General features: G+C 66.4%; 27 protein-coding genes. 12 read left to right on the top strand and 15 right to left on the bottom strand.

Going from position 1 to position 24,905, the window contains the following annotated elements:
• Window positions 1-21 precede the first annotated feature (21 nt).
• The 8 genes from ACT4ML_RS01000 to ACT4ML_RS00965 form a co-directional block, all read right to left on the bottom strand.
• Complete coding sequence (locus tag ACT4ML_RS01000) at window positions 22-1,434, bottom strand: sulfatase-like hydrolase/transferase (protein ID WP_444719190.1); 1,413 nt, start codon at window positions 1,432-1,434, stop codon at window positions 22-24.
• 94 nt (window positions 1,435-1,528) lie between these two features.
• Complete coding sequence (locus ACT4ML_RS00995; RefSeq protein ID WP_444719189.1) at window positions 1,529-2,536, bottom strand: polysaccharide pyruvyl transferase family protein; 1,008 nt, start codon at window positions 2,534-2,536, stop codon at window positions 1,529-1,531.
• Window positions 2,537-3,186: 650 nt separating this feature from the next.
• Complete coding sequence (locus ACT4ML_RS00990; protein ID WP_444719188.1) at window positions 3,187-4,101, bottom strand: alkaline phosphatase family protein; 915 nt, start codon at window positions 4,099-4,101, stop codon at window positions 3,187-3,189.
• Window positions 4,098-5,207, bottom strand: coding sequence for a sulfatase-like hydrolase/transferase (locus tag ACT4ML_RS00985; RefSeq protein ID WP_444719187.1), 1,110 nt, complete (start codon window positions 5,205-5,207; stop codon window positions 4,098-4,100). Before ACT4ML_RS00985 ends, ACT4ML_RS00990 begins: the two co-directional genes overlap by 4 nt.
• A 28-nt stretch (window positions 5,208-5,235) precedes the next feature.
• Window positions 5,236-6,690, bottom strand: coding sequence for a sulfatase-like hydrolase/transferase (locus ACT4ML_RS00980; RefSeq protein WP_444719186.1), 1,455 nt, complete (start codon window positions 6,688-6,690; stop codon window positions 5,236-5,238).
• Window positions 6,687-7,781, bottom strand: coding sequence for a glycosyltransferase (locus ACT4ML_RS00975; RefSeq protein ID WP_444719185.1), 1,095 nt, complete (start codon window positions 7,779-7,781; stop codon window positions 6,687-6,689). Before ACT4ML_RS00975 ends, ACT4ML_RS00980 begins: the two co-directional genes overlap by 4 nt.
• On the bottom strand, window positions 7,778-8,995 hold the full coding sequence (locus ACT4ML_RS00970; protein WP_444719184.1) for a glycosyltransferase: 1,218 nt from the start codon (window positions 8,993-8,995) through the stop codon (window positions 7,778-7,780). Before ACT4ML_RS00970 ends, ACT4ML_RS00975 begins: the two co-directional genes overlap by 4 nt.
• Entirely contained in the window at window positions 8,992-10,155 is a 1,164-nt protein-coding gene (locus ACT4ML_RS00965) for a glycosyltransferase (RefSeq protein WP_444719183.1), read from the bottom strand. Before ACT4ML_RS00965 ends, ACT4ML_RS00970 begins: the two co-directional genes overlap by 4 nt.
• Before the next feature lie 299 nt (window positions 10,156-10,454).
• Here ACT4ML_RS00965 and ACT4ML_RS00960 point away from each other — a divergent pair, with 299 nt between their 5' ends.
• The 3 genes from ACT4ML_RS00960 (at window position 10,455) to ACT4ML_RS00950 (ending at window position 12,907) form a co-directional block, all read left to right on the top strand.
• Complete coding sequence (locus ACT4ML_RS00960; protein WP_444719182.1) at window positions 10,455-11,162, top strand: DUF120 domain-containing protein; 708 nt, start codon at window positions 10,455-10,457, stop codon at window positions 11,160-11,162.
• Window positions 11,159-11,869, top strand: coding sequence for a 3,4-dihydroxy-2-butanone-4-phosphate synthase (ribB, locus tag ACT4ML_RS00955; RefSeq protein ID WP_444719181.1), 711 nt, complete (start codon window positions 11,159-11,161; stop codon window positions 11,867-11,869). Before ACT4ML_RS00960 ends, ribB begins: the two co-directional genes overlap by 4 nt.
• 102 nt (window positions 11,870-11,971) lie before the next feature.
• Window positions 11,972-12,907 (top strand): branched-chain amino acid transaminase, encoded by a 936-nt coding sequence (locus ACT4ML_RS00950; RefSeq protein WP_444719180.1) that lies wholly within the window; start codon window positions 11,972-11,974, stop codon window positions 12,905-12,907.
• A gap of 342 nt (window positions 12,908-13,249) precedes the next feature.
• Here the strand turns inward: ACT4ML_RS00950 and ACT4ML_RS00945 are convergent, their stop codons facing one another.
• Complete coding sequence (locus tag ACT4ML_RS00945) at window positions 13,250-13,939, bottom strand: DUF502 domain-containing protein (protein WP_138244311.1); 690 nt, start codon at window positions 13,937-13,939, stop codon at window positions 13,250-13,252.
• A 148-nt stretch (window positions 13,940-14,087) separates the two neighbouring features.
• Here ACT4ML_RS00945 and ACT4ML_RS00940 point away from each other — a divergent pair, with 148 nt between their 5' ends.
• Complete coding sequence (locus ACT4ML_RS00940) at window positions 14,088-15,464, top strand: MFS transporter (RefSeq protein WP_444719179.1); 1,377 nt, start codon at window positions 14,088-14,090, stop codon at window positions 15,462-15,464.
• 30 nt (window positions 15,465-15,494) lie between these two features.
• Here the strand turns inward: ACT4ML_RS00940 and ACT4ML_RS00935 are convergent, their stop codons facing one another.
• Window positions 15,495-17,027, bottom strand: a complete 1,533-nt coding sequence (locus ACT4ML_RS00935; protein ID WP_444719178.1) for a stage II sporulation protein M — start codon at window positions 17,025-17,027, stop codon at window positions 15,495-15,497.
• Between the two features lie 129 nt (window positions 17,028-17,156).
• Here ACT4ML_RS00935 and ACT4ML_RS00930 point away from each other — a divergent pair, with 129 nt between their 5' ends.
• Window positions 17,157-18,299 carry an MBL fold metallo-hydrolase gene (locus ACT4ML_RS00930; RefSeq protein WP_444719177.1) on the top strand — a complete coding sequence of 381 codons (1,143 nt, stop codon included), beginning with the start codon at window positions 17,157-17,159 and terminating at the stop codon, window positions 18,297-18,299.
• A 45-nt stretch (window positions 18,300-18,344) separates the two neighbouring features.
• On the opposite strand, the gene ACT4ML_RS00925 is transcribed toward ACT4ML_RS00930, so the two are convergent.
• The 3 genes from ACT4ML_RS00925 to ACT4ML_RS00915 form a co-directional block, all read right to left on the bottom strand.
• A complete protein-coding gene (locus ACT4ML_RS00925; RefSeq protein ID WP_006431146.1) occupies window positions 18,345-18,515 on the bottom strand; it encodes a hypothetical protein in 171 nt (56 codons plus the stop codon).
• Between the two features lie 37 nt (window positions 18,516-18,552).
• Complete coding sequence (locus tag ACT4ML_RS00920; RefSeq protein WP_444719176.1) at window positions 18,553-18,750, bottom strand: hypothetical protein; 198 nt, start codon at window positions 18,748-18,750, stop codon at window positions 18,553-18,555.
• Window positions 18,751-18,824: 74 nt separating this feature from the next.
• Window positions 18,825-19,148, bottom strand: coding sequence for a nuclear transport factor 2 family protein (locus ACT4ML_RS00915; protein ID WP_444719175.1), 324 nt, complete (start codon window positions 19,146-19,148; stop codon window positions 18,825-18,827).
• 520 nt (window positions 19,149-19,668) lie between these two features.
• On the opposite strand from ACT4ML_RS00915, the gene ACT4ML_RS00910 reads away from it, so the two are divergent.
• Together ACT4ML_RS00910 and ACT4ML_RS00905 are read left to right on the top strand one after the other, a co-directional pair.
• Window positions 19,669-20,172 (top strand): DUF367 family protein, encoded by a 504-nt coding sequence (locus ACT4ML_RS00910; protein ID WP_444719174.1) that lies wholly within the window; start codon window positions 19,669-19,671, stop codon window positions 20,170-20,172.
• Window positions 20,173-20,314: 142 nt separating this feature from the next.
• Window positions 20,315-20,464: a 50S ribosomal protein L40e gene (locus ACT4ML_RS00905; RefSeq protein WP_006185565.1), complete on the top strand. Its 150-nt coding sequence runs from the start codon at window positions 20,315-20,317 to the stop codon at window positions 20,462-20,464.
• Window positions 20,465-20,607: 143 nt separating this feature from the next.
• Here the strand turns inward: ACT4ML_RS00905 and ACT4ML_RS00900 are convergent, their stop codons facing one another.
• Window positions 20,608-21,225 carry an MBL fold metallo-hydrolase gene (locus ACT4ML_RS00900; protein WP_444719173.1) on the bottom strand — a complete coding sequence of 206 codons (618 nt, stop codon included), beginning with the start codon at window positions 21,223-21,225 and terminating at the stop codon, window positions 20,608-20,610.
• A 219-nt stretch (window positions 21,226-21,444) separates the two neighbouring features.
• Between ACT4ML_RS00900 and ACT4ML_RS00895 the strand changes: the two genes are divergently transcribed.
• The 5 genes from ACT4ML_RS00895 to hisH all read left to right on the top strand — a co-directional run bounded on the left by ACT4ML_RS00895 (window position 21,445) and on the right by hisH (window position 24,228).
• Window positions 21,445-21,621: a DUF5786 family protein gene (locus tag ACT4ML_RS00895; protein ID WP_138244320.1), complete on the top strand. Its 177-nt coding sequence runs from the start codon at window positions 21,445-21,447 to the stop codon at window positions 21,619-21,621.
• Window positions 21,622-21,624: 3 nt separating this feature from the next.
• Entirely contained in the window at window positions 21,625-22,203 is a 579-nt protein-coding gene (locus ACT4ML_RS00890; RefSeq protein ID WP_444719172.1) for an endonuclease dU, read from the top strand.
• A gap of 117 nt (window positions 22,204-22,320) precedes the next feature.
• Window positions 22,321-22,917 carry a uracil-DNA glycosylase gene (locus ACT4ML_RS00885; RefSeq protein ID WP_444719171.1) on the top strand — a complete coding sequence of 199 codons (597 nt, stop codon included), beginning with the start codon at window positions 22,321-22,323 and terminating at the stop codon, window positions 22,915-22,917.
• Window positions 22,918-23,034: 117 nt separating this feature from the next.
• Window positions 23,035-23,508, top strand: coding sequence for a hypothetical protein (locus ACT4ML_RS00880; protein ID WP_444719170.1), 474 nt, complete (start codon window positions 23,035-23,037; stop codon window positions 23,506-23,508).
• A 57-nt stretch (window positions 23,509-23,565) separates the two neighbouring features.
• Window positions 23,566-24,228 carry an imidazole glycerol phosphate synthase subunit HisH gene (hisH, locus tag ACT4ML_RS00875; protein WP_444719169.1) on the top strand — a complete coding sequence of 221 codons (663 nt, stop codon included), beginning with the start codon at window positions 23,566-23,568 and terminating at the stop codon, window positions 24,226-24,228.
• Window positions 24,229-24,279: 51 nt separating this feature from the next.
• On the opposite strand, the gene ACT4ML_RS00870 is transcribed toward hisH, so the two are convergent.
• Window positions 24,280-24,636, bottom strand: a complete 357-nt coding sequence (locus ACT4ML_RS00870) for a hypothetical protein (RefSeq protein WP_444719168.1) — start codon at window positions 24,634-24,636, stop codon at window positions 24,280-24,282.
• Window positions 24,637-24,905: the final 269 nt, after the last annotated feature.

The following is a 24,905-nucleotide window of genomic DNA, read 5'->3' as shown; positions in this document are numbered from 1 at the left end:
GCGTTCGTCTCGAGACCACCGTCACAGATATCCCAGCTCCTCGAGTTGGGACTCTAGACCGTCCATATCCGCCTCGGAGAGTCCTTCGCGGCGCTCGAGGTCGGCGACCAGCTCCTCGAGTTCCGACTCGAGGGTCGCCGGCTCGCAGTCGCCGATCGTCCGGGTCCCGGACAGTCCCTCGAAGTAGTAACAGTCGTTCGTCGCGACGCCGTGGCGTTCGGTGTCGATCGAGGCGGCCTCGTATCCGTCCTCCTCGAGCGCGAGCGCGCGTCGCTTCGAGATCCCGTGGTACTCGAGGAGCGCGCTCGAGCGCGGCGCAGTGTCGATCGAGTCGCTCGAGCACAGCGGGCGGAACGACTCGCCGCGGCGGTGGGCCGACTCGACGCCGGCGAGATCGAGCACCGTCGCATAGACGTCCAGCAGGTTCACGAGGGCGTCCCGCGTCGGTCGCTCCGCGCCGTCCGTGATGGGGGTTCGGTCGTCGGCGTTCGAGCCGGGCGCGGAGACGACGAGCGGGACCTTCGTCACGGGCGGATGGAGGCCGCCGCCGTGTTGCCACGCGCCGTACTCGCCGAGCGCTTCGCCGTGGTCGGCGAGGGTCACGACGTAGTCGAACGACGCGGCGAGTTCCGCGTAGATGTCGCGGTAGATGTCCGATAGGTACCGCACGGCGTCGTCGTACGCGGTCCTGATACGCTCCGGATCAGCCGAGGGCTCCTCGAGCGTGGCTTTCACGCTGTCGAAGTGCGGTGAGTCCTCGTCCGGATGGGTGCGGTACTCGTCGGGCGGGTCGTACGGCAGGTGGGCCTCCATCAGATTCGCGAAGAGGAACTCGCCGTCCTGGGCCCACGAACTGTCGCGGACGTACTCCAGGAACTCCGCCGCGCCGTCGTCGGGGTGGCGCCCCTTCAGGCCCATATCCCGGAGCTTCATCAGGGCCCCCTGTTTCAGCGACTGGGTCGTATCACAGTCGTCGTCGACGCAGCGCCAGAGCGCCCGGAGGTACCGCTCGGGGCCGTCGGCCCGGTGTTCGGCGATGAACTCGTCCCAGTCAAAGACGTCCTCGCCGAGGCCGCTGAGCCGCCAGCCGCCGTCGAACTCGTCGAACCCGTGATGCCAGCCGAGTTGCTCCGAGATGTTGACGTTACAGCTGAACGCCCGCGTCCGGTAGCCGCGGTCCTGAAGGAGTTCGGGGAGGCGAGTCGTGTCTCGGTCGAAGTCCTGGGACTTGATCGTCACGCCGGCCTCGCTCGCGTACCGGCCGGTGAACAGCGAGGCGTGGGCCGGTGCCGTCCAGTGGCTCGTACTCCACGCGTTCGCGAACTGCACGCCCGGCAGCCAGTCGAAGTGCTCGTCGAAGGAATCCGCCCGCAGGGTGTCGAGCACGACGAGGGCGATGGATGGCTCGTCTCCCATGGTTGCGTGTCCGCTCATCCTACCAGCCCTCCGCCAAAGAACCTAGCCCCGGCAATAGAATCGACTGCGGGACCGCCAGCCGTTCGCCCGCCGAACGCCGGTACGGTCACGCTCACAGGACCGTCGTCACCCCCTCCTCGAGCGCCTCGACCTGCGCGTCCTTCTCACGCTCGAGTTCGTCCATATCGAACCGGACCGGCTCGCTCGTGACGTCGCCGTCGATCGGAACCCGATCGAACAGGTTCGCTCGCGGCGTGTCGAAGTAGAACTGCGCCCGGTTGCCGTAGGTCAGCGCGGGGAGGCAGGCGTGGATCCGATCGGACCGCACCACGTCCGCGTTGGCGTAGAGGAAGAGGTAGTCGGCCACCTGATCGGAGACGAAGACGTTCTCGGCCTCGAACAGCGGCGTCTCGAGGCCGAGCAGTTCCCGCGCCCGCTCGCCGACCGGGAAGTGGTACGGTTCGTCGAAGGGGGCGTGATCGGGCCTGATGATCGTCGATGCGCCGTCGATGTCGGGCTCTTCCTGTTTGTCGAACGTGTGAACGTCGAATTCCCGGTTCGCCTCGGGCGGCCGATCACGGTCGCCCAGAAACAGCGAGCAGTCGATGCCGTCGTACAGGTACTCGACGAGGTCGCCGTACTCCTCGTAGGCGGTTCGATCCCGCGTGAGCAGGACCTCGATATCGAGCGCGTCGAAGACGGCCTCGACGTCCTCCCGCTCGGCCTCGTCGTACTCCTCGCCGCCCCCGCCGACGATGACGATCGGGATATCCCGCTCCCTGAGTCGGGTGAGCGTGTCGAAGTACTTCCGGAACGTCGGCCGGGAGAGCACACAGCCCGGCAGGACGGCCAGATCGGCGTCGATCAGCTCGCTGACGTTCATCACGTTCCGCCGGATCGAGTGTGTCGGCGACTCGTAGTCCGCTCCGGACCCCGTCATCCGTTCGAACTTTCGGGTGCCCCGCCACAGCGCCGCGGTGTCCGCCGCGTGGTTGGGATAGCCGCCCGTCTCGACGATCTCCGCGTCGGGAAACGCCCGCTCGAGCATCGCCCTCGCCCCGTAGTCGATGAAGCCGTTCCCGATGTTCGTCGTCCACGTCCGCAGAAGCAGGATGCGCATTGGGCCGTTCTCCACCGGAACGGGGCATAATTATGCGGGGGCTACAGCCCGTACGCGACCGATTCGACGCCGAAGTGGCGGCTCGTCGATGACAGCCTCGAGCCGACGTGCCTCGAGCGGCCCGTCGAACGGAACAGTTTGTGAGCTGTTTCACACGGTAATCCGACGCTGACGGTTCCGTCCCAGCCCACGCGACGAGCGGGTACTCGTCTTTCCGTGACGGGAAGCGAATCCCAACCCGTAATCGCGGCCAGCGGAGAGGGGCAGTTTCGCGCGTCTCGAAAATGCGACGAGTCGATTCGAAGTAGACGACGAGGGAGCAGCGACCGACATCGGCGTGGTTCAACTCACCCTCCCGCCGTCTCTCGAGGCGAGCACCACCTTCTCTCGTAGAGCCCTCGGACTCGAGGGGACGGTTCTGAAGCCGTCTAGCCTGCTATCGTGGCGGCAGGGAATCACCACACCCTCCCCAACCGATTCGTTCGCTCCCGACGGTCGCTCACTCATCCCTCGCACAGTATCGACGGCTTCCCTCGCTAGCGCTCACGGGTCACTTCGTTCCCCGTTCACATTCGAGGTGCTCCCTCCAGTCGCACCTCGCTTCGCTCGGGCAGCCGTCAGCGCGCGCCACAGCACGTCATCAGTAGCGGTCAGTCGAGATAGCCGAGTTCGCGCAGGCGCTCGGTCGGCATGTCGATCCCTTCGTCGCCGTCGGCGGCCGTGCCCGATTCGGCCGCGCGTTCCTCGACCCACCGGCGCACGTCGTAGACCGATTTCGGATGGGTGTCCGCCGTCGAACTCGCGTACGCCCGCCAGGAGTGACTCGCCGGTTTCTCGCCGGCGTCGGGCGGGTAGAACTCGGTTCGCATGCCGTGGTCGCTGACGACGAGGAGTTCGTCGTCCTCGCCGAGGGCGGCGACGATTTCTTCGACGAACTCACCGACGCGCTCGTAGGCGTGGCCCAGCGCGTCCTCGTCGTCGGCGTAGGCGTGGCCCGCCGCGTCCAGCGTGTGGACGTGGACGCCGGCGATCGAAACCGGATGTGCGAGCATCTCGCGGGCCCAGCCGAACTGCTGGGCGCAGAGCCCGAACAGTTCGCGCTCGAACTCGCTGCGGGGCATCCCCTCGGCGACGGCGTTCATCAGGTCCCAGGCCCGCTGGAGGGGCTTCCCGTCGTGGACGCCCGGCCAGTTGTGGACGACCGCGTCATCGGCGTCGAACATCGACTCGCGGTCCGTCTCGCCGATGCGCTCGCGCTCGCCGGTTCGGGAGCGGACCAGTTTGCCCAGCGTTCCCCGCGTCGACTCGTCGAGGTGGCCGGTGACCGTCGAGGCGAGGTCGAGCGCGGGGTTTCCCCACTCGCTCGTGCCGCCGCCGGTGATCCCGTGTTCGGCCGGCTCGAGCCCGGTCGCGACCGTCGCCCAGACCTCCGGCGTGTACGGAACGTCCTGGGTGTTCGCGAACGTCTCGATCTCGCCGCCCGACTCGAGGCGGACGGCGTCGAGGTCGAAGTGGTCGACCAACCCGGCGTCGAGGGCGTCGAGCGCCAGTACGACGACGGTCATGCGTAGCCGAGATCCTCCAGGTCTTCCTGCAGCGCTTCTTCCTTGACGACGTAAGCGGGATCGAATCGCTCGAGTTCCCGCTCGAGTCCGGGGTCGTCGACCGGTTCGACGTCGTCGAGTCGATACGTGCCCGCGTCGGTCGCAATGTGTTCGGCGGTCATCGCGGCCTTTCGGTCCCCGTACGCGGCGAACGCGACCTCGCGATCGAGCGTCCCCTGACGGTGCTCGCTTCCGGTCAGGACCGTCGGCACGTCGATCAGGGAGACGACCTCGCCGACGTCGGGGGCGTTGTGCGTCCCGAAGGGTACGTTCAGTAGTTCGGGGCGCATCTCGCCGGGGTGACCCCATAAGCCGTCCTCGCCGAGCAGTTCGCCGTGGTCGCCACAGAAGACGACGCGCGTGTCGTCGGGGATCGCGTCCCAGAGGGCCTCGAGGGCCGCGTCGAGTTCGCTCACCTCCTGCCGGTAGAGGTTCCGAACGAGGGCCTCGTCTTCCTCGGAGCCGCGGTCCGAGAGGACGCGGCGGGTGACCCGCTGGGCCGTCGCCCGATCGACATCCGTGCCGTCGGGATCGTAGGGATGGTGGGGCTCCATGAAGTGCAGCCAGCCGAACCACTCCTCGCGGCCGTCGACCGCGGTGAGGAACTGGTCGACGACCTCGTCCGCGGGGCGGAACGACTTCTCGGTCTCCTCGACGTAGCTCCGGAGTTGCTGGTATCGGTTGTAGCCCCAACTGGCGACCTTGTAGGGAAGCGAGCCGCGCTCGAGCAAGATCGCGCCCTTGTCTTTCAGCGACTCGCCGCCGCCTTTCGGCGACGCGAACGAGTCGAACCCGGCCGCGTAGCCGTACTCCTGAGAGAGCAGGTGATTCGTCGTGATCCCGACGCTGGGGGCGTCGAACTCGTGGGCGACGCTGGCCTCGGACTCGAGGCCGTTGCCGGCCGGGTACTCCCCGCCGATGATCGCCGGGAAGCTGCCGGGCGTCGCGGTGCTCGTGGCGAAGGCGGCGTCGTGGGTGTCGTCCAGAAAGTCCAGCGTTCGGGGCATGTACTGGACGTGATCGGTTCTGAGCGAATCGACCGTGACTAACAGGGTCGTGTCCGTCATGTGTTCTCCGTTCGAATCGAATTCGTTCTCATAGGTATCCCAGGTCCTCCAGTCGCGCGCGACTCGCCGCGTCTACCTCCTCGCCGAACGCCCCCTCGTCGCGGTCGTCGTCGGTAACCCAGTCCCCGAAGGCGGACTCGAACAGTCCGTCCGGAACCGTCTCGTCGGGCCGGTCGACTTGTTTCGACGGGGGACCGGAGACGTCGTACACGGCTTCGGTGCCGAGCTGGTCGCGGTAGTACTTCCGATCGTCCTCGTAGACGACTCGCTGGCCGCGGTCCCAGTAGGACTCGTCGCCGCCTTCCGGGATGCCCGAGCCGGAGCCGACGATCTCGGCGCGAGCGCGCTCGCGCTCGAACGCGAACGGATCGAAGGGACCCTCGCTCGCGAGCGATCGGAGCACGTCCCCGAGATCGGCGTGGGAACTGAGCCCATCTACGTCAACGGGTCGGGCAGTGGTGTCAGTCGCGAGATCGAGGTCCCCATCGCCGGTCGCAATGATGTCGAACGGAACGTGTAACAGCGCCTCCGAGAGGCTGCTCATGTGATTCATGAGGTGGCCGTCCGACTCGTAGCCGAGGTTCTCACCGTGGTCCGCCGTCACGATCACGATTGATTCGCGGTCGTCACCGGTCCCCAGTGCGGCCACGAGGTCGGCGACGAGCCGATCGAGGTAGTCGACCGTCGCCGCGTACAGCCGGCGGACGCGCTCGACGTCCGCGCCGAACTCCCCGAGGCCGTCCGCGGCGTTCACGTCCGAATCGCGGAACGAACTCGAGTGGAAGTCCGCGGAGACGCCGTGGATCGAGTCGTCCAACCCGCGAAACGGCGTGTGCGGGCCGTGGGCGTCCATGAGGTTAGCGAAGGCGAGCACCGGGCCGTCGGGCTCGGTGACTTCCCGCTCGAGGGCTCGAGCGATCGCGCGGCCGCCGAAGTCGGTCGGTTTCTCGATCGGGAGCTTCCGGCTCACGTCGTCCAGTTTGAGGAGGACGCCGTTGGCCAGCGACCGCAGCGGGTGGTCGTGTTCGAGCGCTTGCCGGACGAAATCGGCGTAGGCTTCCACGCCGTCGGTCGATCGATCGGAGATGTGGCGCTGGACGTCCATGCCCGCGGGCAGCCTGCGGCTCGGCGAGATGGGGACCGTGCGATCGAAAAACCGGTCGAACCCGAAGACGGGGCTGGCGTAGATGTTCGACGAGACACAGACCGACTCGTAGCCCGACCGCGAGAGGGGTGCGATCCAGGTGTCCGCGATGTCGATCGGGTCGAACCGACGCTGGTGTGCATGGACGCCCGTTTCCGAGGGGAGCGAGCCCGTCAGGAGCCCGGCGTGGCTCGGAACGCTCCAGCCGCCGAGCGCCCGCATTCCCTCGAAGCGGACGGTCGCCATCTCCCGGAGGCGGGTTGCGTACTGGTCGTAAACGTCTTTCCTGACGGTGTCCAGACAGAGGACGACGACGTTCGGGCGGGTGTCTCCGGTCATGTGAATCGCTCGAGTGCGGCGCTGAAGCGGTCTCGCTGGTTCGATTCGGTCAGGTCGGCGACGAGGTCCCGCTGGTCGCTCGCGACGGACCGCCGCTCAGCGGGCGACAGGTCGGCGAACGCCACCAGCCCGTCGAACAGGCCCGCCTCGGTCGGCGGAACGACCTGTCTGGCGGGCAGGAGTTCCCGGACGCCGGTCGCCTCGGTGACGATCGTCGGCGTCCCCGAGAGGATCCCCTCGAGCGCGGCAACGGGAAACGCGTCGCCCCGCGACGACTGGACGTAGAGGCTCGCGCGGTCGAACCAGTCGGCGAAGGTATCGAGGTCGACGAAGCCGGGCGTGATGACGCGGGAACTGTCCGCGTACCCTTCGGCCTCGTGACCCTCCCCGAGGATGACCAATCGAACGTCGGCCTCGACGGTCCCGGCGAACCGGTCGACGGCTCGAGCCAGTCGATCGTAGCCGTTGGCCGGTTTGGCCTCGCCCGCCGAGAGGACGGTAAAGGGGTCCTGCGGCGAGTTCGGCGAGAGCGCGGTGAGGCGCTCGTACTTCGCGTCGCTGATCGGCGGCCGGACGTAAGCGACCGGGGCGTCGCCGAGGTACGGCCGCGCCCAGCGGTCGGCGTCGCGGCCGACCGCGATCACGCCGTCGAGCAGCCGGCTCGAGAGCGGCCTGAGTCCGCGCCAGAGGTGCCGCGTCGGCCGTTCGGACAGGGTGTAGAAGGTCTCGTCCGCGGCGAGGTAGACGAGGGTCGTTTCCGGATGACGAAGTTTGTAGGCGAGCCCGGTCTGGAGCGGCGCGCTCCCCTCCGCGATGACCGTCTCGTACGCGGGCAGCGTCCCGGCAGTTCGGAGCCGATCGACGGTCCGCTCGGTGTTGCCGCCCGATTCTGGCGGCCGACTACCGGTTTCGAAGTGACGGCGGTCGGCGCTCACGGCATCGGCGAACACCCGGTGAGCGGGGTGGGCGTCGCTGTTCTGGTAGAGCAGACACCGATTGCTCGTCGCCGCTCGCTGTGTCTGCGACGGCTCGGTCACCGTCCGCTTCCTCGAGTCGCCGTCTCGATCGCGTTGGGTCGTCCTCGCCGTCACTGATCGAGCACCCCCTCGGCACGCTGTCGTCCGGAGTCTCGGTCATTGTCCGGGCCGCGGCCCGATCGGTCTCCACCTCGCGGGCCCACGTCGGCGGTCGCCGTCCGCTCGACGACCTCGCGTAGGCCCGCGGCGAAGCGATCGTACTCGTAGCGCCGGGCTTCCTCGCGGATCTCGCCGGCGTCGAAGTCGTCGGGATCGAATCGGCGGACCGTCTCCCGTATCGAGGCGACGGTCGGCTCGAAGCACAGCCCCGTCCGCCCGTCCTGCACCTGATACCGCGTGAACCCCTCGTTCACCCCGAGCAGGGGCTTGCCGGCCATCATGGCCTCGGCTCCGACGAGGCCGAAGTCCTCCTGCTTGGGCGCGTAGACGACCGCGGTAGCGCGCGCGACGAGCGATTCGATGTCCTCGACGTAGCCCCGGACCTCGATGTTGTCGTAGTTCGCGGCGAATGCCTCGAGTCGCTCGCGCTGCTCGCCGTCGCCCGCGATGACGAGGCGCTCGTCGAGTCCCGCGAAGGCCTTCGCGATCAGGTCGATCCGTTTCTCGGGGGCGAGCCGGGACCACGTCACGAAGTAGCCGTCGTCGCCCTCGTTGTGCCAATCGCCGGTCACGGGCGGGTAGACGACCGTCGCGTCGCGGTCGTAGAACCGCCGGATGCGGTCCCGGACCAGTTCGCTGTTCGCGACGAACTGGTCGACGTAGTCGTTGGCCTCCTTGTCCAGCGCCCGCCACGCCTTCGCGTACGCTTTGAGTCCGATCTCGACGAACGGTAACTCGAACGACGAGAGCCGGTCCCGATAGAGGTCGTACAGCCACCGCGGCGGGCTGTGCGGGTAGTGGACGATCCGCTGGCCCACGTCGGGGACGTAGTACTTCGACAGCGGCGCGCTCTCGAGGATCACGTCGTAGTCGGCGAGATCCGGGTGGGCGTCGGTCATATCCAGCGCCACGTTCAGCGTCTCGAGCGGGTTCATCCCCTCGTTTTTCCACTCGAGGAACGGCCGCCACGGCAGCGAGGTGTACTTCGACTGCCGAAACGGGATCACCTCGATATCGTCGGGAATCTCGGTTCCGTCGGCGACGTAGGCGGTGTAAATCGGCGCGTCGAGCACTCGCGCGGCCTCGAGTGCGAACTCCTCGCCGCCGCCGATGCCGGGAAAGCGGTCGTGGAGGACGGCGACGTTCGCGTCGGTATCCGCGTCGGTCACTGTAACACCTCCCGGAGCTCGTCATCGGTCGACCACGTGCCGTCGTGGGTCTCGTCGTCCCCGTCGGCTCGAGCGCGGAGCAGCGAGACGCTCGCGCGGAGCAGCGAGATCTGGGTATCGAACAGCGAGTAGAGCGGCTGGAGCGGGCCGAGCGCGTCGCGGGAGCCGAGCGCCGTGAACGCGAAGACGCCGGCCGGCGTCGCTAGTCCGAACGGCCCGAGCGCGGCCAGCGAGCCGACCGTGGCCACGGCGATCCCCGCGGCGACGAGCCACGGTGAGACCACCATGAACCACCAGTTGAAGGGGAGGACGACGCGACCGTAGGCCCCGTGGCTGCCGAGCGCGTCGCGCTGTCGCCACAGGAGTCGGAGCAGCCCCATCGCGCGCCGGTCTTTCTGCTCGCGGCGCTTGCCGAAGGCCGAGTGGGCGGCCTCCTTGTAGTGGATATCGGGATCGAAGACGACGCGGTCGCCGTTGCGCCGGATCTTCAGCGCGAGTTCGGTGTCGTCGGCGATCGAGTCCTCGTCGATCGGGACGATCGCGTCGCGTTCGAACGCCGAGAACGGCCCGTGGAAGATCAGCGTCGAGTCGATATGGGACTCGAGGACCTGGATCATCGTCTGGATGTCCCGGTAGCCCCGCTCAACGTCGCTGTCGCCGAGGACATCCGCGTTGCGGCCGGTCACCGCCGCCACATTCGGATCGGCGAGGTTCGCGGCGGCCTTCCGGACCGCGTCGGGTGCGAGCCGCGAATCGCAGTCCGTTTTGACGACGACTTCGTTCGTCGCGGCGGCGTAGGCCTCGTTCAGCGCGACCGCGAGTCCCTTCCGCTCGTCCTCGCGGATGAGCGTCAGGTCCGGGTCCGATCGCCCGGTGAAGAAGGTCTCGACGAGTTCCGCCGTCCCGTCGTCGCTCGAGTCGACGACGACGATTTCGACCTTCGCCATCGGATAGTCAAGGTCGACGAGTTCCTCGAGTTTCGATTCGACGATCGCCGCCTCGTTGTACGTGGGTAAGACGATGCTCACCGACGGCTCTCGGGGCCACGTGTCGGCGGGCGTGCCCGACGGCCGTCGGAGGTAGTACACGCCGAGGTAGATCAGATAGGGGAGGCCGGTCAATGCGACTAACCCGAACAGGGCCTCGAGGAGACGCTTCATGCAGGTACGGCTAAACGCTCAACGGACCGGCTGAAAGCCGGTCTCCTTGCATTGTGCAAGGGACGACGGTCGTGACTGTCATCGGTTTTGGGAGGGTCCGGGATCGGCCCGCGGATCGATCGGCTGGGATCGCTGCCGGTCAACGCGGAGAGCGACCGCGGAATCCGACCGGACCGGTGGCTTTTTCCACCCGCTCGCCAACCGTCGAGTACGCGATAAACTCTCGTGAACTGCATCACAGTTTCGTGACGCATTCCACATCCGATATGCTTTTACGGGGCTACGGTATAGCTTCGTGTATGTCAGTACTAGCCGAGTCCGCCGTCGGGCACGACGAACTCGCCGTGCTCAAACTCCTCGCACTCGAGGGGGGACTCGAGGGCGACGTCAAGATTTCCTGTTCTCGTCTCGCGGAACGCCTCGACGCGTCGAACCAGACCGCCTCGCGGCGGCTGCAACGGCTCGAAAGCGCCGACCTGCTCGAGCGCGACACGGTCAGCGACGGCCAGTGGGTCGCGATCACCGAGACGGGCGAGCAGACGCTCCACGCCGAGTACGAGGACTACCGTCGCATCTTCGAGACGGACTCCCGTATCGCGCTCGAGGGGACCGTCACCAGCGGCATGGGTGAGGGTCGCCACTACATCTCCCTGTCGGGGTACAAACGCCAGTTCGAAGAGCGCCTCGGCTACGAGCCGTTCCCCGGAACCCTCAACGTCGACCTGCGCGAGGACAGCGTCCGCCGGCGCAGCGCCATGGCCTCGCTCGAGCCCGTCCCCATCGACGGCTGGGAGTCCGACGACCGGACCTACGGCCCCGCCGTCTGCTATCCGGCGACGATCCAGACGACCGACGGCGACACCTACGATAACGCCTACACTATCGCCCCCGAACGCACCCACCACGACGACGACCAACTCGAGGTCATCGCCCCCGACAAGCTCCGGGAGGAACTCGGCCTCGAGGACGGCGACCACGTCACCGTCTCGGTCGGTGATCGGGAATGACTGGCCACCACGCCGGTCCCCAGTCGAACGCCGACGGCAGGGCCGCGGGATCGACGAACGCCGCGGGATCGTTCGAACACGCCCTCGAGTCACTTCGGGCGGGCGAACCGATCCTCGTCCACGACGCGGCCGACCGCGAGGGCGAGACGGACCTGATCTATCACGCTGACGCCGTCACGCCCGAGGCCGTCGCCCGGCTTCGCAACGACGCCGGCGGACTGGTCTGTGTCGCGCTCGGCCACGACATCGCGGAGGCGTTCGAGCTCCCGTTCTACTCGGAGGCCGTCGACCACCCCGCCACGGCCGATCACGAACTCGGCTACGACGACCGCTCGTCGTTCTCGCTGACGGTCAACCACCGCGACACCTACACCGGCATCACCGACGACGACCGCTCGACCACCATCCGGGCGCTCGGCGAAGCCGCCGCCGCGCCCGAGACGACCGAGTTCGCCTCGGCGTTTCGGGTCCCCGGCCACGTCCACCTGCTCAAGGGCGCACCCGACCTGCTCGCCCAGCGCGAGGGCCATACCGAACTCGGACTCGCCCTCGCCGACGCCGCCGAACTCACCCCCGCCGTCGTCGTCTGCGAAATGCTCGACGACGAGACCGGCGCGGCGCTCTCGCCCCCCGACGCCCGCGCCTACGCCGAGCGCCACGACTTCGCCTACCTCGAGGGCAGCGAGGTCCTCGAGCGCCTCGGCTAACGATTTCTGCTGCGTTGGGTTTTGTCCAGACTGCCCGCTCTCATCGATCGACTCGAGCGGAACCGCGAACACTTAGTACAGTGGCTTGCAACAGTCCTGATCATGGGATTCGACGAGATGGACGTCGACACGATCTGGATGGACGGCGAGTTCGTCGACTGGGACGACGCGGAGATTCACGTGTTGACCCACGGACTCCACTACGGATCGGGCGTCTTCGAGGGCGCACGCTGTTACGACACCGACAACGGGCCGGCGCTGTTCCGCTGGGAGGAACACTTAGAGCGACTCTTCCAGTCCGCGAAGCCGTACGAGATGGACATCGAGTTCACGACCGAGGAACTCACTGCGGCGACCAAAGAGCTCATTCAGCGCCAAGAGCTGCCCTCCTGTTACATCCGCCCGATCGCCTACTACGGCTACAACTCGCTGGGCGTCAGTCCCAAGGACTGTCCCACCCGCACCGCCATCGCCGTCTGGCCGTGGGGTGCCTACCTCGGCGAGGACGCACTGGAGAACGGCATCGACGTGATGATCTCCTCGTGGCGGAAACACGCCTCGAGCCAGATCCCCACGAACGCGAAGACCTCCGGGCTCTACGTCAACAGCATGCTCGCGGGCGAGGAGGCCCGTCGGAACGGCTACGCAGAAGCGATCGTCCTCAACAAGGAGGGCAACGTCGCGGAAGGCCCCGGCGAGAACATCTTCCTCGTGCGCGACGGCGAACTCTTCACGCCCGGGCTCTCCGAGTCGATTCTCGACGGCATCACCCGCGATTCCGTGATCCAGATCGCGGAGGATCTCGGCTACACCGTCCACGACAACGTCTCCATCTCGCGGGGCGAACTCAACACGGCCGACGAGCTGTTCTTTACCGGCTCCGCGGCCGAAGTCACGCCCATCCGCAAAGTCGACAATGTCGTCATCGGGAACGGCTCTCGAGGCCCCATCACGGAAGAGATCCAGCAGAAATTCTTCGAAATCGTCGAGGAGGCGCCCGACGAATACGACGACTGGTTCGAGTACGTCGATATCTAACCTCGCGGTCCCGACAGCGGCCGCAGCGACTCGATTGCAGACTCGCTCTCTGAACGGCTACGCAGGCGGCATTGCGGTACTTTTCCGATCGAATCAAACCGTTTGGCCGGGAGCGTGCCTCGAGTACCACGAGAGGCACGCGACCCGGGGGAGGGCAGGCGGTTGCCCATGTTTGCTGTTCCGCGAGCGAACGAAGTGAGCGAGCGGGCCGATGACTGATGTGGAGAGCGCAAAGCGCTCGGAACGGAAGGAAGAGTGCTTTTGATCGAAATTTTGCCGAGGGACATCGCGCTGTGCGGCGAAGCCGCCAGCGCGATAAGACCGCAGAGCAAAATTTCGTGTTTAGTCGTCGTCCGAGCCCGTCGTCTTCGCCTCGTCGATCACGTCGATCGAGACGCCGGCGTCCATGCCGCGGCGGTTGGCGTCGCCGAAGCCGGCGCTGAGGACGCGAGTGAGCGCGTCTTCGACATCCTCGTCGAGTTCGGTGATCCGGTCGGATTCGACTTCGATGACGTAACCGGTAGTGATGTTCGGCGACGTGGGCAAGAAGAGCACCTCGCGGCCGTCGCTGGTTACTTTGCCCGTTTTGAACGCGGTCATCCGCAGCCCCTGCCACGTCTCGAGTTTGACGGGTTTCTGGAGCGATTCCTGTTCGCCGAAGGCGGTCTCGGCGGCCATCTTGGAGGCGTTGTAGACGACGCGGATGACGGGAACGCGGTTCGCGATGTTGTCGACGAGGCGTTCGACGAGCCCGCCGACGGTCGTCCGCATGAGGTAGCCGACCGAGAACGTGAGAATGATGAAGACGGTCAGCGCGACGATCACCCGCAGAAACTGGGCGACTTGCTCGCGCGTCTGGACGGCCTGATCGCTCTGGCCGCCGATAAACGCCGTCAACGCTTCCTGTTTGAGAATGAGACCGGGCGTGAGGCCGGCGACGAGTCCGTAGAGCCAGTAGATCGCGTAGAGCGTGATGAGGATCGGGACCAGAACGATGAGCCCACTCGCGAAATCCCGCTTCCACGAAGCCATGTCCTGCAACTCACACTACTGGCTAATGAGCGCTTCCCTTTGTCGCATCCGAGTCCGGCAGTCGCCCGTAGACTCGAGGCGCGGCAGCCCCGGCCGAATCGGTCGTGAGACCAAATTTCAAGTCGGCTCGATGGGGATGTAGAGGCGTATGAGCCTCGAGCAGGACCGACCGGGTGAGTCGGCCGATCCGCTGGACCCGTTCCGGCAGTTCTTCGCGCTCGAGCGCGACGTGCTCGTCCTCTCGGCGGCGATGTTCGCGTTCAGTCTGGGCTTTCAGATGACCAATCGGTACATGGCCGAGTACATGTCGGCGCTCGGCGCGTCGGCGGTCGTCATCGGCCTGTTCGGCTCGGTCGGAAATATCATCAGCGCCGTCTATCCCTATCCCGGCGGGGCGATCTCGGACCGGATCGGGTCGCGGTACGCGCTGACCGCCTTCGGCCTCTGCTCGACGGTCGGCTTCGGGATCTGGCTGGCCGCCCCCGCGTTCGCGGACGTCTCGATCGGGTCGACGTCGCTGGCGGTCGTCCTGCTCTTCGTCGGCTTGCTCCTCGCGCAGGCCTGGAAGTCCTTCGGCCTCGGGGCGACCTTCGCCATCGTCAAGCAGGCGGTGCCGCCCTCGCAGCTGGCGGCCGGCTTCGCGAGCACCGAGACGTTCCGCCGGACCGCCTTCCTCGTCGGCCCGCTGGTCGCCGCCGCGCTCTTCTATCCGTTCGGCTCGAGCGACGGGGAGATCCGTACTGCCTTCCAGCTAATCCTGCTCATCGCCGTCGTCTTCGGAGTCCTCGGCACGGTCGTCCAGCACGTCCTCTACAGGCCCGACGAGGACGATGTCGGCAAGGCGTTCGAGGGCGTCTCGCAGGTAGTCGCCGATCTGCGAGCGATGCCCGCGGAACTCCGCCCGCTGCTCGTGGCCGACACGCTCGTTCGCTTCGCCAACGGGATGGTCTACGTCTTCTTCGTCATCGTCGTCACCCGGGTTCTCGAGGTCGGCCTCTCCCTGTCCGTTCCAGCGGTCGGGACCGTCGATCTCTCGCCGCAGTCGTACTTCGGCGTGTTGCTGGGGATCGAGATGCTCGTCGCCTTGCTGACGATGATTCCGGTCGCCAAGGCCGCCGAGCGGATCGGGCTCAAACCGGTCGTCGCGCTCGGCTTCGCGGTCTACGCGATCTTTCCGATCCTCCTGATCAACGCGCCCGCCGACGCGGCCGCCCTCGCGGCCCTCTTTGCCTTCTCCGGGCTCCGCTTCGCGGGGTTGCCCGCACACAAGGCGCTGATCGTTGGCCCCGCCGAGCGGGGTGCCGGCGGTCGAGTGACCGGCGCGTACTACCTCCTGCGGAACCTGATCGTCATCCCGAGTGCCGCGCTCGGTGGCCTCCTCTGGGACGGCGTTTCGAACCCGCTGACCGGGACCGAGGTGTTCGCCGGCGATCCGATCGTCGCGTTCAGTCTCGCGACCGCGATCGGACTGCTCGGGACGGCCTACTTCCTGCTGTTCGGCAGGGAGTTCGAGGCGTACGAGTAGCCGCCGAGTGCGGACGCCGCGTCGGCGCGACTACGAGAGGAACAGCCGGTAGTAGTACGGACTGACGAACCCCTCGATCAGGGCCGCGATCGCCAGCAGGATCCCGATCCCGACGAGCACCCAGAACACGCGCTCGAGTGCGTCCGCGAGGTCCGTCCGTGCCGCGCGACCGCGCCACGTCCGCCACGCGGTGACGCCGACGGAAATCCCGAGCGCGCCGGCGATGAGGATCGCCGGGATCTCGATGATGCCGTGGGGGACGACGAAGGCCGCGAGTTCGGCCGGATCGACTTCGAGGCGGGCGGTGATCCCCAGCGCGATGCCGTTGAACAGCACGGAGACGATCGCCGGGATTACGAACGCGACGCCGCCGTAGGCCGTCGTGAGCGCGACCAGCCAGTTGTTGCCGAACAGCTCGAGCGCCATCGTCGGCGGGAACATCCCCTCGAGTCGAGCCGCGATCGACGCGTCGAACGTGCCGGCGAAGGGGCCGGCGGCCGCCCAGCCCATCCAGAAGCCGAAGAGTCCGAGGGCGATGACGAGCACGTGGGTCCCCGGGGTGGATCGGACGTAGGATACCAGTTCGGTCCAGCCGCGCCGGAGTCCGGCCCGGAACTGAGCGCGGAGGGAGCGGGTCGGCGGCTCCGGCGGTGTTAATCGATCCCGATAGTCGCAGTAGACGGCCGTCTTCAGCAGATCCAGCGCCGGGAAGAGGATCAGGGCGGAGATCAGCGAGCCGAGCGTGACGACGTCGACGAGCGAGAGCAGCCCGGTGACCATCGACAGGGCGATCATCGCGAGGATCGCCATGGCGTAGTAAAAGACGGCTTCGACCGGCTGTGCGCGGACAAATCCGGCGGCGCGCCGCAGGGAGCCGAAGACGCCCGCGTCGTCCACGACGATCGCGACCGGTGCGAACGCGAACAGCGCCCGGATGAGGACGAGGAGAACGACGGTGAGAAGCCCAGCCAACAGGACGACCGGAGCGATGAGTAGCATCGACCCGGTTCCCAGCGAGATCGCGCCGGCGAGCAGCGCCGCCCCAATACCGACGGTGACGAGGACGACGGACCAACACAGGAACTCGAGGACGAAGAGGCCGAGAAATCGCAGCCAGTAGCGTCGCGCCCCGTCGAACGCGGCGAGGAGCCCGCGGTTGTCGCGCAGCCGGCTGTAACAGGCCGAGAGCTGTCCCGCGGCGACGGCGGCCGAAAGCAGTGCGAACAGCAACACGCTCACGCCGACCGTGACCGCGGCGAGGATACCGAGCGGCAGCGTCCAGAGCTGGTCGAAGACGGGCTCGAGGCCGCTGGCCCACGATTCGAACGCCTCGGGATCGGCGTTCGGATCGGTCGGGGGCGACTCGAGGTCGGCCAGCGCCGTCCGGATCGTGTCCAGACGGCCGGTCGCCGCCAGAAAGAGGTAGGCGACGGCGATCCCGACGAACGGGACGACGCGAACGATCGCGGTGATCGCGGCGCCGAGAGCGTACACGGGCAGGAGATCGCCGGGGCGGCGACGGAGGACGGCGACGACGGCAGCGATGAAATCGGAGAGAGCCATACCGACCGTTGAACCGGCTATTAGTTAAATGAACCCTCTTTGTACGCGTAATATCTGCCGGGAAAGTTCGTTCGGTCATCTCCGGCCACCGACTCGAGACTTACGTCGATCGGCGGCGTAGGTTCGTGTATGGTCACCACGATCGACGCTGACCGGCTCGCGGAACTGCAAGACGACGATGCGGACTTCGTCCTCGTCGATACCCGCCCCGCGGACAGTTACGAGTCGTGGCACATCTCCAGGGCGGTCCACTTCCCCTTCGGCCCCGAGGAGGAACTCGACGGCCGCCTCGAGGACCTCCGAGATATCGTCGGCGACGCCGACCGCGTGATCACCGTCTGTGCGAAGGGGATCTCCTCGGGTAACCTCGCGACGCGCCTCGAGTCGGCGACCGACGAGTACGACGTCGGGACCGTCGACGGCGGGATGAAGGGCTGGAGCGGCGTCTACGATCACGTCGAGATCGACATCGGGGACGGGCTGACGGTCGTCCAGATCCAGCGACGCGCGAAGGGGTGTCTGGGCTACGTCGTCGGCTGTGACACCACGGGCGAGGCCGTCGTCGTCGATCCGACCGCGGACACCGACGAGTACGCGGTCGCGGCCGAGGAAGCCGGCCTCACCGTCACGGGCGTCGTCGACACGCACGTCCACGCCGACCACGTCTCGGGCGGCCGCCAGTTGGCCGACGACCTCGCGGTGCCCTACTACCTCGGCGAGCGCGCGAGCGAACGCGACGTCGAGTACGAGTACACGCCCCTCGAGCGCAACGAGGTGCTCAGGGTCGGCGAGCGCGAGGTCAAGGCGCTGTTCGCGCCGGGACACACGAGCGAGATGATCGCCCTCTTGGTGGACGACCGAGCGCTGTTGACCGCCGATACGCTCCACGTCGATTCGACGGGACGAACGGAACTCGAATTTAGCGACGACGAAGGGCAGCGGGGAGCCAGACTCCTCTACGAGACACTTCACCGAACGATTCTGGCCGAGCCCGAAAGCGTCGTCGTGCTGCCGGGTCACGTCACGGTTACCGCCGACGGCGAGTTCGAGCACGGCGCGCCCGGCGAGGCGATTCGAACGACGATCCGCGACGCGCGGACCGGGATCGACCTGCTCGGACTCGAGGAAGACGAGTTCGTCGACCGCATGGCCGACGCCGGCGAGAAGCCGTCGAACTACGAGGAGATCATCGAGTACAACCGCGGCGACGCCACCCTTCCGCCGGAGGAGCGCGTCGAACTCGAGCTCGGACCGAACAACTGTTCCGCGTGAGTCGAGCGAGTTCCGAGCGATTCGCTGGCTGAACGTCGCGTCAGCCTACCGCTTCGCGCCGGCGACGCCGCTGCCGATCGCCGCGCCGCAGTCGTTGCACGCGACGAGATAGAACCGCTTTGACGCCGCAAAGAAGCCGGTCGTGGCGTCCATTTCGACGAACTCGACGTCGGTCTTCTCCGAGAGGGTCGCGTCGCATTCGGGGCAGTGGACCATACGCGACGTTATGATAGTAGTGCTATATGTCTTGTCCTCACACTGCGCCGCCGCCTCCGGCCCCACCGGCTTTCGCCCCGGCGACACCGCTGCCGATCGTCGCGCCGCAGGCGGCACAGGACGCCGTATAGAAGCGTTTGGACGCCGCGATGATCCCCATCTCCGCGTCGGTTTCTGTGAAGTCGATGTCGGACGCCTCGGCGAGGGTCGTTCCGCAGTCGGGGCAGTGGACCATAGCGATCGAATGGGAAGCCTGCCTGAAATTTGTTGCCCACGTTCACATCGGCGGCTCGACCACCGCGAAATCGATCACCGCGAGTACGTCTCGAGGCGGCGGATCTCCCCCGCCGACAGGTCGAAGAAGTCGGCGAACTCGAAGAGCGTCGCTCCGTCCTCGATCACGCGGCCGCGAACCGCGACCCGGTCGGCCTCGGCGATCACCGACTCGAGGTCGTGGTCCGTGTCCGGGTTCGGTCGCTTCTCGCGCATGAATTCGATGAACTCGTCGCGGTCCTCGAACGTCCGGTCGGGCCGGTACTGGACGAACTCGGGCGAGAGAACCGCCTCGAGCGTCTCGTAATCGTGCTCGTCGAGCGCGTCGTAGTATCGCCGGACGAGAGCGGCCGAATCCATACCCGACGTTTCGGTGCGATCGACAAAAGTGTGCGACTCTCCTGTCCGGTTCGTTTCGGTTACTCGAGCAGGGATCGCAATCATTCGGACGACTCTCAGCGATAATCCCATATTCGAAGGGCTGAAATGAATAGCCGAAACGGTACCGACCGAGATAGCAAATGATCGATGGAATTGGAAGCGAGATCTACTGGGAACAGGTCGCAATGAGTGTTTTCGTGTCAACCGTACTCGTCCGTGATCTGCTCGAGAATCGAGACTCAAAGGAACAGGTTCGATCGAGTATCGTCTCCCTCGTCGGCTGCGTGTTGCTCGCCGCGAACGGAGTGATTCGGCCGCCCGGACTCGTCTTGCTGGGTCCTGCCACGATCTGCTTCATCACTGGCTTCGCATTGCACCTGTCGACACGAGGGTGGCGTTCCGATGGCAGTACGTCCCACTGAGGCCCGGAAACGACGAACGGACCTGTGAGTCGCCCCATTCCACATCGCTTTTCTCTCGGCTTCCCCTCCCTCCTTCTGTGGAGTGTCACGTCTACTACGAGGGCGACGACGACCCCGAGAAGTGTACCGCGCGTCGCCTCGAGAAGTTCGAGAAGGCGATCCTCCATCGGTCGATGGGGCAGGTGCCCTACGGGGTCGTGTTGAACCCCCACGCCGAGCAGGCGCTCTCGCCGGCCGATCTCGAGGAGGGGTTGGGGACGCTGGTCGCGCTGGACTGCTCGTGGGAGTCCGCCGAGGCGGCGTCGTTCGAAATGCGCGGGGTCCACCGGGCGCTCCCCTTCCTCGTCGCCGCGAACCCGATCAACTACGGTCGCCCGTTCCGGCTGACCACCGTCGAGGCGCTCGCCGCCGCGGCCTGTATCTTCGACAACCAGGAACTGGCCGAGGACCTGCTCGAACCGTTCCGCTGGGGCGAGACCTTCCTGACGCTCAACGAGGAACCGCTTCGGCGGTACAGCGAGTGTACGGACTCGAGCGAGGTCGTCGCGGTCCAAGAGGACTATCTGGCCGACGAGGAGTAGTGTGGGCCAGCGGCGACGGATCACCGTCGCCGACACCGACCGCTGATGCCTGTCAACGCTCGCTCGACAGTTGGGTTCGAGCGCGGCTCGGTCGTGCCCGTCGGATCACAGCGATTAAATGCCCCACGAGCGAAAGCCGGGTATGGCCAGTTTCGACGCCGCTGAGAAACGGATGCTCGAGAAGATGATCTGCATGCGCTGTAACGCTCGCAACTCCAAGCGAGCCACCCGCTGTCGCAAGTGCGGGTACAAGAAGCTTCGCCCCAAGGCGAAGGAAGCCCGCGCCGCATAATCGCCCGCGACGGATCGCTCGGTTCGATCCGGTTTCTGTCGTTTCTTCCCCCGTAGTGGCGACGTTTAGTTCCGACTCTCGCTGGCGACGCCGTCGTCTCGAGAGACGGTCGCAGCGCTAGTGATGGCCCAGACGACAAGTCCTCACTCGTCAGGATATTTCGGCTCCCGCTTCTCCGCCCGCTCGAGTGCCGTTTCCACGACATCGAGTACGTCGCCGTGGAAGACCCCACCGTGGCCCGCGTACATGTGTTCGACCCCCTCAGGCATGCACTCGAGCAAGTCTTCGATGCTCTCGATGAGTCGCTCGCGGGACTGGCCGGCCATGTCGGTGCGGCCGAAACTGCCGTAGTCGAAGGCCCCGTCGTCGTGGACGACGACATCGCCGGAGAACAGCGACGACTCGGAGACGAACGAGACGTGGTCGTCGGCGTGGCCCGGCGTGTAGACGACGTCGAACTCCTCGTCGCCGATCCGGACGGTATCGCCGTCGTCGATCGCCTGCGTCCGGGCTGGATGCTCGGCGTAGGCGTACACCTCGGGGTCGAAGGCGTCGCGGACGGCCTCGAGTTGGGCGACATGGTCGCCGTGTTGGTGGGTCATCACGACGGCCTCGAGGTCGTCGGCGTGGTCGCGAATCTCGTCGACGACGCCGTCCCACGCGCCGGCGTCGACCAGCGTCGTCGTTCCGTCCTCGCCGACGGCGAGGAATGCGTTGCAGGTGAACGTCTCCGCGTCCTCGGTGACGTGATGGACTTCCATACCGGAACAGTCGACGGCCGGTGGCAAAAACGGTGCCATCACGGAACCCGACGCCGCTCGCGCTCGCCGCCTTCGCCCATCGCACATCTGGCGGATATTTTATATCGGATCTCCGGATCGTCCGTAGAACGTCTTTCCCGAACGTGTTTGTTGCTTGGAAAACTCTCATAACGCAGTGACCACGGAATTTTTCAATCGGTATCTCGTAGACCATACTGTATGGGATTTGGGAGCTACGATGAATCTGAGCAACAGGAGGTCGACGCTGATTTTGACGACGAGGACGCAGTCAAGTCGGGAGAGAACAGCCACGAGGGAACCATCGAGTTCGAAAACGGCGCGTCCAGCGACGAACTGCTCGATCGGCTCAAGGAGATCAAAGACGAGAGCGACTGACGGATGAAGCCCGGGGTGCGGGCGCTGGGCATCGCCGAATCGTACCGCGGCGATCGCGACCGTAACCGGGCCGAGAGCACGCTCGCCGGTGCCGTCGTCCGGGCCGACCGCGTCTGTGACGGCCTCGAGTACACTGCCTGTCGCGTCGGCGGCACCGACGGGACCGACGCCGTTATCGGGCTGCTCGACGACCTCGGCCGTCCGGACATCCGGTACGTCCTGCTCGGCGCTGTCGCCCCCGCGTGGTACAACCTCCTCGACCTCTCGCGAATTTACGAGGCGGTCGACCGGCCGGTGATCGCCGTCACCTTCGAGGCCAGCGACGGCCTCGAGGCCGGCCTCCGAGAGGCGTTTTCCGGATCCGACCTCGAGGCCCGCCTCGCGACCTACCGAGCGCTGCCGGAGCGACGCGACCTGTCGGTCAACGACGAGACCGTCTACGTGAGACCGGTGGGGCTCGGGCCCGACGAGGCGGCGGCCGTCGTCCGGGCATTCACTCCCGAGGGCGGCCGTCCGGAGCCGATTCGGGTCGCCGGACAGGCGGCTCGAGCGGCGGATTCGTACGTGCGATCGCTCGAGTGACGTGGAAATGAAGCGGGTGTTGAGTAGGTCTGCGAACCAGTACACCGGTAGCAGTCCGTCTCGGACCCGACGGCACCGTCCCGAAAGACGTAGGAGGCGACCCGCTGACTCCCACGTATGGGAGCAATGGAGGACCTCTGTGTCACGGAGTGTACGCGCTGTCCGGCGCTCGTCGACTCGCGGAGCCGGATCGTCAACGGCGGCGGCCCCGAGGACGCCGACCTCCTGTTCGTCGGCGAGGGCCCCGGAGCCAACGAGGACGAGCAGGGCGAGCCGTTCGTCGGCCGCAGCGGCACCGTCTTAGACGACGGCCTCCGCAACGTCGGCCTCGAGCGCGGCGACATTCGCATCACCAACTGCGTGCGCTGTCGTCCCCCCGAAAACCGCGACCCGAAAAAGGACGAACTCGCGAACTGTCGGGGCTACCTCGAGCGAGAAATCGCCTCGCTCGATCCGGAGGTGATCGTCACGCTGGGGAAGGTGCCGAGCGAACACCTGCTCGAGCGGTCGGTCGCGGTCACCAAGGAGGCGGGCGACCTCGCGGAGGTTCGGATCGACGGCACGCCGCGGCGACTGCTGATCTGTGTCCACCCAGCGGCGACGCTCTACGATCGCAGTCAGGAGGAGACGTTCGAGAACGCCCTGCAGCGGGCGGCCGATCTCGCGGGCGTCGCGGACAGCGAGGGCGGACAGTCCCGCCTCGACGGGTTTTGAGCTGCCGGAGCCGACGCGGTAACTCTCAGTCGTCGGCGGAGCGATTTCGGTGACGATTCAGACGACCGATCACAGTTCATCGAATATATTATTACATGTTGTCAGAAATCGACGCATATGTCTCAGCCCTCCGCTTCCGAATCCGCCGAACCCGCCGATCCCGCGTGGCGATTCGGCGTCTACCTGTTTCCGCTCGCGCCGCTCGCGATGCTCGGCTCGTACGCTGGCCTCTGGCTCTTCACGCGGTCCGTCGACGCGGAGTCGCTCGGCGTCGGACTGGCCGCGTTCGCCGTGACCGTCCTCGCCGGCTGGTTGTCGGTCATCTTCGCTGCGATCGTTGCGGGATCGTTGCTCATGGACGCGCTCGCGCTCCGGGAACACCCGTCCTGGAATCCGAGCCCGTGGATCGCGGGCGGCCTCGGTCTCGTCCACCTCGCCGGAGCCGAACTGGCGATCCCGTACCTGCTCTCGGTTCCCGGGATCAGCTACTACCTCTACCGGCGACGGCAACTGATCGGTCGCGACGGCGGTGACGACAGTGACGGCAGTAGCGGCAGGCCAATCGAGTCGACGGAGGGCCGCGCCGCGTGAGCCCCAACGGGTTGCGCGAAGGGTAATTCACTTTACCACGCCCCACCGAGTACGCGTATGAGCACTGTTTCGTCTCCGCAGGAGGAATCCCTCGCGTCCGTCGTCATCGTCGACTACGGGCTGGGGAACCTCCGCAGCGTCACGCGCGGCTTGGAGCGCGCGGGTGCCGACGTCGAAATCACGGACGACCCCGCGGCGTTCGCCGCGGCCGACGGCGTCGTCCTGCCGGGCGTCGGCGCGTTCCGCGAGGGCGTCGAAAACGCCGACCCGCTCCGCGAGGATCTCCTCGAGGTAGCCGAGAGCGGGACCCCCCTCTTCGGCATCTGTCTCGGAATGCAGATGCTGCTCACGACGAGCGAGGAGGGCGACAACGACGGCGAGTCGGCCGTTCAGGGACTCGACCTGATCCCCGGCACCAACGTCCGATTCGCGGAGGGCCAGAAGGTCCCCCACATGGGCTGGAACGAACTCCACGTCCAGCGCGAGCACCCCCTCGTCGAGGGGATCGACGGGAACTACGCCTACTTCGTCCACTCCTACTACGCGGTTCCCGACGATCAGAACGCGACGGTCGCGACGACGGACTACGAACTCGAGTTCCCCTCTATCGTCGCGAACGAGGCGGGCAACGTCTTCGGCACGCAGTTCCACCCCGAGAAGAGCGGCGAGACGGGGCTCCAGATCCTGCGGAATTTCGTCGAAATCTGCGCCGAGGAGTAGTCGAGCGAACCCGACGCTCACTGACTGATTGCTCATCCGGCCGCTGAGAGGTTACAGGAGATCGCGGACTTCCGAGTACCACATGTCGTGGTAGTCGACGTGGCCGACCCGGCGCGCGATCGCGACCGCTAAGGAGTGCCAGCAGCGCTCGGTCGGGTCGTCGGCGTCGAGGTTGTACTCGCTGTCCTTGCAGGTACAGCCGCCGTCCTCGACGATGTACTCGTCGTCGTAGCCGACGACGATCGTGAAGTCGCGGTAGGATTTCACGCGGTTTTCGCCGACCGCTTCGATGGCGCGAACCCCGCGGTCGCCGTGGATCTCCGAGATCTCGCCGACGATCTCCGGCGTAAGCTCGCCGGCTTCCTCGAGAGCAGCCTGCCATCGCTCGACGGGGTTGGCCTCCGACACGTCCGTGACTGTGCACCGAACTGTAAAATCGGTTTGGTTGTGTCGCCGCGGGGGAGGGACGCCCGACGCGCCCTGTGTGCAATCGCCCGCCAATTCGGGAGCGACGCTGGGCTCGGTCAACCGGTCGACTCCCGCTCGAGCCGGCGACGTGACGGAAAAGCCGAAAGTCTGGGGAACGACTCCGTAACGTGACATCCTCCCTGCGCTAAAGGTCGAGGCTTTGCGTCTGCTTCAACGGAACCGGATCGTCGAACGCCACGGCGGGGACA

Origin of the sequence: Natrinema sp. LN54, from assembly GCF_052439245.1 — an archaeon.
GTDB lineage: Archaea > Halobacteriota > Halobacteria > Halobacteriales > Natrialbaceae > Natrinema > Natrinema versiforme_A.
The sequence above is the reverse complement of the archived record's forward strand: the minus strand, read 5'-3'. Positions and strand labels throughout refer to the sequence as shown.

Bases quoted from the DNA above. Each gene is read 5' to 3' on its own strand.
- ACT4ML_RS00995 (WP_444719189.1), bottom strand. From the start codon at position 2,536: ATGCGCATCCTGCTTCTGCGGACGTGGACGACGAACATCGGGAACGGC.
- ACT4ML_RS00935 (WP_444719178.1), bottom strand. From the start codon at position 17,027: ATGGCTCTCTCCGATTTCATCGCTGCCGTCGTCGCCGTCCTCCGTCGC.
- ACT4ML_RS00940 (WP_444719179.1), top strand. From the start codon at position 14,088: ATGAGCCTCGAGCAGGACCGACCGGGTGAGTCGGCCGATCCGCTGGAC.
- ACT4ML_RS00985 (WP_444719187.1), bottom strand. From the start codon at position 5,207: ATGACGGACACGACCCTGTTAGTCACGGTCGATTCGCTCAGAACCGAT.
- ACT4ML_RS00880 (WP_444719170.1), top strand. From the start codon at position 23,035: ATGTCTCAGCCCTCCGCTTCCGAATCCGCCGAACCCGCCGATCCCGCG.
- ACT4ML_RS00920 (WP_444719176.1), bottom strand. From the start codon at position 18,750: ATGGTCCACTGCCCCGACTGCGGAACGACCCTCGCCGAGGCGTCCGAC.
- ACT4ML_RS00965 (WP_444719183.1), bottom strand. From the start codon at position 10,155: ATGAAGCGTCTCCTCGAGGCCCTGTTCGGGTTAGTCGCATTGACCGGC.
- ACT4ML_RS00990 (WP_444719188.1), bottom strand. From the start codon at position 4,101: ATGACCGTCGTCGTACTGGCGCTCGACGCCCTCGACGCCGGGTTGGTC.
- ACT4ML_RS00980 (WP_444719186.1), bottom strand. From the start codon at position 6,690: ATGACCGGAGACACCCGCCCGAACGTCGTCGTCCTCTGTCTGGACACC.
- ACT4ML_RS00900 (WP_444719173.1), bottom strand. From the start codon at position 21,225: ATGGAAGTCCATCACGTCACCGAGGACGCGGAGACGTTCACCTGCAAC.
- ACT4ML_RS00915 (WP_444719175.1), bottom strand. From the start codon at position 19,148: ATGGATTCGGCCGCTCTCGTCCGGCGATACTACGACGCGCTCGACGAG.
- ACT4ML_RS00945 (WP_138244311.1), bottom strand. From the start codon at position 13,939: ATGGCTTCGTGGAAGCGGGATTTCGCGAGTGGGCTCATCGTTCTGGTC.
- ACT4ML_RS01000 (WP_444719190.1), bottom strand. From the start codon at position 1,434: ATGAGCGGACACGCAACCATGGGAGACGAGCCATCCATCGCCCTCGTC.
- ACT4ML_RS00890 (WP_444719172.1), top strand. From the start codon at position 21,625: ATGAAGCCCGGGGTGCGGGCGCTGGGCATCGCCGAATCGTACCGCGGC.
- ACT4ML_RS00885 (WP_444719171.1), top strand. From the start codon at position 22,321: ATGGGAGCAATGGAGGACCTCTGTGTCACGGAGTGTACGCGCTGTCCG.
- ACT4ML_RS00930 (WP_444719177.1), top strand. From the start codon at position 17,157: ATGGTCACCACGATCGACGCTGACCGGCTCGCGGAACTGCAAGACGAC.
- ACT4ML_RS00960 (WP_444719182.1), top strand. From the start codon at position 10,455: ATGTCAGTACTAGCCGAGTCCGCCGTCGGGCACGACGAACTCGCCGTG.
- ACT4ML_RS00925 (WP_006431146.1), bottom strand. From the start codon at position 18,515: ATGGTCCACTGCCCCGAATGCGACGCGACCCTCTCGGAGAAGACCGAC.
- ACT4ML_RS00905 (WP_006185565.1), top strand. From the start codon at position 20,315: ATGGCCAGTTTCGACGCCGCTGAGAAACGGATGCTCGAGAAGATGATC.
- ACT4ML_RS00950 (WP_444719180.1), top strand. From the start codon at position 11,972: ATGGGATTCGACGAGATGGACGTCGACACGATCTGGATGGACGGCGAG.
- hisH (WP_444719169.1), top strand. From the start codon at position 23,566: ATGAGCACTGTTTCGTCTCCGCAGGAGGAATCCCTCGCGTCCGTCGTC.
- ACT4ML_RS00895 (WP_138244320.1), top strand. From the start codon at position 21,445: ATGGGATTTGGGAGCTACGATGAATCTGAGCAACAGGAGGTCGACGCT.
- ribB (WP_444719181.1), top strand. From the start codon at position 11,159: ATGACTGGCCACCACGCCGGTCCCCAGTCGAACGCCGACGGCAGGGCC.